This is a genomic window from Phycisphaerae bacterium (assembly GCA_035384605.1).
Taxonomy (GTDB): Bacteria; Planctomycetota; Phycisphaerae; order UBA1845; family PWPN01; genus JAUCQB01.
Genome location: DAOOIV010000204.1, coordinates 1 through 4,467 on the forward strand (window position 1 = coordinate 1; position 4,467 = coordinate 4,467).

A 4,467-nucleotide genomic window follows, 5' to 3' on the forward strand; every position below is an offset into this window, starting at 1 on the left:
GGCGGCGTTGTTGTAGCCGCTCTGTTCGAGAAAGGCCAGGTAGCGAGCCCAGTCGACTTCGCCGTGGCCGAGCGGGGTTTCGTGGCCGGGGCGTCGCTCGTTGCCACTGACGGCATCGCGGGCGCGGGCGATAAGGATCTTTCCGGCCGTCGGTTCGACGCTTGTGATGGGATCGTAGCCGTCGATCAGCAGCGAGGCCGGATCGTAACACACGCCGAGCCATTCGCAGTCGATTTGTTTGAGCAGGGAGGCCATTTCAGAGGGGTCGGTGCCGCCGGTCTCGAAGGCCACGAACGTACCGGTACGGTCGGCCATGTCAGCCAGTTCGCGCACGACGCCGGTCAGATCACCCCGGCGAAGCGCGTTGCTGTCGAAGCGGCCCAGGTGGGTGGTCAATACCGGAACGCGAAGATCGGCAGCCATCTCGATGATGCGTCGGGTGCGGTCCAGACGCTCCTCAATCGCGCTGCTATCGCCGAACCTGGAACCGCCCAGATCGCCGCCCAGGGCGGACAATTGCAGCCCCAGCCCGGCCACGTATCGTTGCAGGTGGCGACGGCCGGTCTGCGAGAGCGATTCGGGACTGACTTCGCCGGTAACGGCGGGGATTTCGATGCGACGCAGGCCGAGTCGCGACGCCAACCGGAGCGACTCCTTGACCGGTTGGCCGAGACTGTCCAGCACAACCCCAACTTCAGGACCTCGCACGGAAAAGACCTCCGATCGAGAAGGCTGTTGGTCCTCTAGACCTCTAGACTATTAGACGTTTAGGTTTTCGCAGGAAGAGACTGGCGGAACAAACCCACCTGCCCGCCCTGACAGCAAGATCGCCGGGCACCTAAGAGTCTAGAAGTCTAAAAGCCTAGATGCCTCCTTAATGCCGCACGTCGACCGGGTGGCCGGTCTTGATGCTTTCGTAGATCGCATCCATCAATTCCGCCAGCAGGATGCCATAACGACCCGGGCAACGCAAGGTGTCACGACCCAGGATCGCATCCACGAAGTTCCGCTCCGGCGGCACTGTCTTGTATGGGACATAGGGATAGAGGATCTTGTTGCCAGCCTTGTCGAAATGCTCGAGTTTTTCGCCCCAGATGCCGGTCTTAATGGTGCCTTCGGTGGCGAACAGCGTCACTCCGGTGTCGCCCGGGACAGTGGCGTTGCCGGAACAGGCGACGCTGCCAAGGCAGCCGTTTTCGAAGACCAGGGAGACTGTACCATTGATGTCGACCTTGGTGCCGCAGCGGTCGGCCATGGCGAAGACGCGCTTGACCGGCGAGTTGACCAGCCACATCATCGCGTTGAACATGTGTGCGCCGCTGTCATAGAGTTGTCCACCGCCGGAGAGTTTGGGGTCCTGCCGCCAGGTCCCTTTGGTGAACGTCTTCCACCGCTGGGCGACATGCGCGTCGACCAGTTCGATTCGCCCGAGGGTGCCGCTGCGGATCAACTCAGCGATGTAGGCGAACTCTGCGCTGACTGGGGCCTGAAAGGCGATCGCCAGCAAGCGTTGCCTGGATTCGGCGAGGGCGACCAGTTCGCGGGCCTGGGCGGCGTCGGTTACCATGGGTTTCTCGCTGAGAACGTGGATACCCTTCTGCAAGGCCGCCTTGGCGTGCGGGTAATGCAAGGCATGGGGCGTAACCAGGAGGACCGCATCCAGGGATTCACGGGCAATCATCTTGTAGAAATCGGTGTATACCGAGGGCTTGAAGCCCTTGGGGCCGAAGAACTGCTTGCAGAAGGAGAGGCATCTGCTCTTGATGATGTCACACAAAGCGACGACTTGGACCTCGGATATGCCGAGGAGACTTCGGGCGTGATGTTGTCCCATTCCGCCGCAACCGACAAGGGCGAGCCGGAGCCGCCGAGGCGAACGTTTGATTCGGTTGCGGATTCGTTTGCCGGGTAAAGGGCTACTCTTGCGAGTCACTACTGCTCTCCTCTCGAACGGAAATCAGAACGTTGGCCTTTCGCCCGCCGGGGGATCGAGCGATCAACCCGACATTCCGCTTTCTATCTGCCGGGTCTCGGCCGACTGGAGATAGTAGCCCATTATGGTAAGCGAGACAACGAAAAACGGGGCGACGTAGCTGCTTTCAGCCACGATGCCGCGCATCCCTGCCCAGAATTTCGGAAAGGCGTGCAAGACGGCGATCAGACCGCCGATGGTCAGCATCGCGCCCTGCAGGCTGGTCACGTAGGCGATCACCTGTCGATAAAGCGGCAGCGCAAGAGAGGCGACGGCAAACAGAAACACCGCGCCGATGGCGAGGGAGAGCGACTGTTGTATACCGAACGTGACCGCCAGGGAGGCAGCAAAGACGCCCGTCCATCCGCCCGCCAGCAACGCGACGGCCAGCTTGTCGACGTAGGAGCTGCCGATGCCCAGGACGGCCGCCAGCGCGATTCCGCAGGCCCATTGGGCGATTTCTCCCGACACCGGCACGTGAATGCCGATCACAAGGCCTACCGCCGCAAAGCTGATCGGCACCAGTGCCTTATACAGTTTCACACCCAGGATTACGAAAACCAATCCGGCGCCGAGCAACAGAATCCCAACGGCCACCTCCTGGCGCTCGCACATAAGCACTGTTTCCCTCACGGTTGACGGAAATGAAGTCAACATGTCATCACCCTTCACAATCTATCCGGGCCTCAGGGCGACCTGACCGGTCCTGACGCGTGACGGTCACGGGTCAGGCAGCCTTGGGCGGCGGGACAGGACAGGCGGACGGTTGCGCGACCGGCCGACGGTGTCGGGCCTGGACGATCATCGAAACCAGTAGCACAATACCCAGGCCGGCGGCCACATATTTGTCCTTACTCATTACCGAGTTCAGGGTCTCCGGCGAGTAGGTTGCCAGCAGCATGCCGAGGCCCAGCGAGATCATGGCCACGCCGATGCAGGCGGTTCCCAGAATGGTTGTGAACCGCGGCAATGCCAAGCCCATCCCAAGGCCTGTGATCCAGGCCAGCACCGCCACGATGACCACCTTGGCCACGACGTTTTGCCGCGTCTGACGGAAATAGGAAAACGCATCCACGACATATGCTTTCAGGGCCCATGCGACCTGGCCTATCATGAGTGTTGGACTGGGTCGGCTTTCGGGCCCGGCTGATGTTTCCGGCGGGGGTGGTGGCACAATCAGTACCTTCTGCTGCTGGTGATACTCCGTCAGGGCCGAGATAAGGTTCTCTGCGTTCTGGTTTGCCGCCACGGTTAACACCAGCAGGGCCGCGCAGCAGGCGGCAGTCACGCCCACCCACCAGCGAAACAGCAGATGCCCGATCAGGCCGATGAGACCGGCACCAATGACCAAGCCGATCAGCAGGTCAACATTTGTTTTTCTGGCCACGGTCACCCCGAGGAAGCCGCCGGCAACAATGAACGCCAGGACGTAGATCAGCCGAAGCAGACGGCTGCCCCAGAAGGCCAAGATGACTCCGAGGACGAGCAGGACGGCGATGAGGGTCGGTGGGTTCGGCCACCAGCTTGGCAGGGACGCATCAACCCCGCCTTTCGCCGCCCAGTCGGCGAGAAGGTTGAAGATTTCTCTGAGACCCGTCATTCGGCACACCTCGGCCCGCCCCTGCGACCCGGCCCGGGCCGCTATTGTTTCGATGCCCTTGGCTTCTTGCGGGCCAGTCGGCTATTGCTTGCGGCGGCTGGCCAGGGCGTCGGCCTTCGGCGTGGTATCTGGCGCACGTTCGATGCCGGCATTCGAGTACACGCTCAGGTCGATCGATGCCTGCGGAGAACCGGGAGCGAAGCACTTGGCCAGCATTCTCAACTTCTCAGAGGCCGATGGCTCCTCGATTTCCTCGCCGATTGCCGAACCCCAATGGAACGCTTCACTCTTCTTTGCCCTCGGATGGATCAGAATATGGCTCTTTGCCTTGTTCACCCGACCCCGGTGGTTGGTGACGTCCACCGCCGCGACCTGGCTGTGGAAACTCTGCTGGAAGATCAGTGCGGCGAGCTTGATCCCCGCCTTGGCATCGTCGGCTTCAAACGGCCGGCCCACTTCGGGCGGCTTGGCTTTGACGCCCAGGATCTGGATCCAGGCTCCGCAGCCACTGATGTCGACATATGTCTCGGGCAGACGGTAGCCATGCTTGTCAACGGGCACGTAGATCGGCCGGCCATTGCCCGGTTGTTCCGTCAACAGCATCGCGATGGGGCGCCGGCAATCACAAGTGATTCGGATGGTACCATCCGGCGTGTACACGACCCGTCGCACTTGCGACACCCAGCCGCTATCGAGCAACTGACGGGCGATATTCTGGAGCAGCGATTCGTCGGCGCCGAGGGGTTCTTGGGGCACGCGGACCGATGAGAGAATCCGCGGGCGCCAGCCCTCTTTATCCACCCAATCCATGTCGGGCGGCACGTCCAGCTCAACGCGAATACCGGTCTTCTGCCCCGGCTCCTGCGTGACGTGACGCTCCAGCCGCTCCAGCCCG

General features: G+C 61.8%; 5 protein-coding genes. All 5 read right to left on the reverse strand.

What is annotated here, in order from left to right; all coding sequences use genetic code 11:
- On the reverse strand, window positions 1-708 hold a 708-nt coding region (locus PLL20_21685), incomplete at its 3' end, for a sugar phosphate isomerase/epimerase family protein (protein HPD32610.1).
- A gap of 166 nt (window positions 709-874) precedes the next feature.
- Complete coding sequence (locus PLL20_21690; GenBank protein HPD32611.1) at window positions 875-1,933, reverse strand: Gfo/Idh/MocA family oxidoreductase; 1,059 nt, start codon at window positions 1,931-1,933, stop codon at window positions 875-877.
- 63 nt (window positions 1,934-1,996) lie between these two features.
- Window positions 1,997-2,587, reverse strand: coding sequence for a hypothetical protein (locus PLL20_21695; GenBank protein HPD32612.1), 591 nt, complete (start codon window positions 2,585-2,587; stop codon window positions 1,997-1,999).
- Window positions 2,588-2,699: 112 nt separating this feature from the next.
- The gene (locus PLL20_21700; GenBank protein ID HPD32613.1) at window positions 2,700-3,572 is read right to left on the reverse strand and encodes a hypothetical protein; all 873 of its coding nucleotides are present in this window, start codon (window positions 3,570-3,572) and stop codon (window positions 2,700-2,702) included.
- An 81-nt stretch (window positions 3,573-3,653) separates the two neighbouring features.
- On the reverse strand, window positions 3,654-4,467 hold an 814-nt coding region (locus PLL20_21705), incomplete at its 5' end, for a hypothetical protein (GenBank protein ID HPD32614.1).

What these genes read in the sequence shown, in the direction of transcription:
- PLL20_21695 (HPD32612.1), bottom strand. Translation starts at nt 2,587, where the DNA reads ATGTGCGAGCGCCAGGAGGTGGCCGTTGGGATTCTGTTGCTCGGCGCC.
- PLL20_21700 (HPD32613.1), bottom strand. Translation starts at nt 3,572, where the DNA reads ATGACGGGTCTCAGAGAAATCTTCAACCTTCTCGCCGACTGGGCGGCG.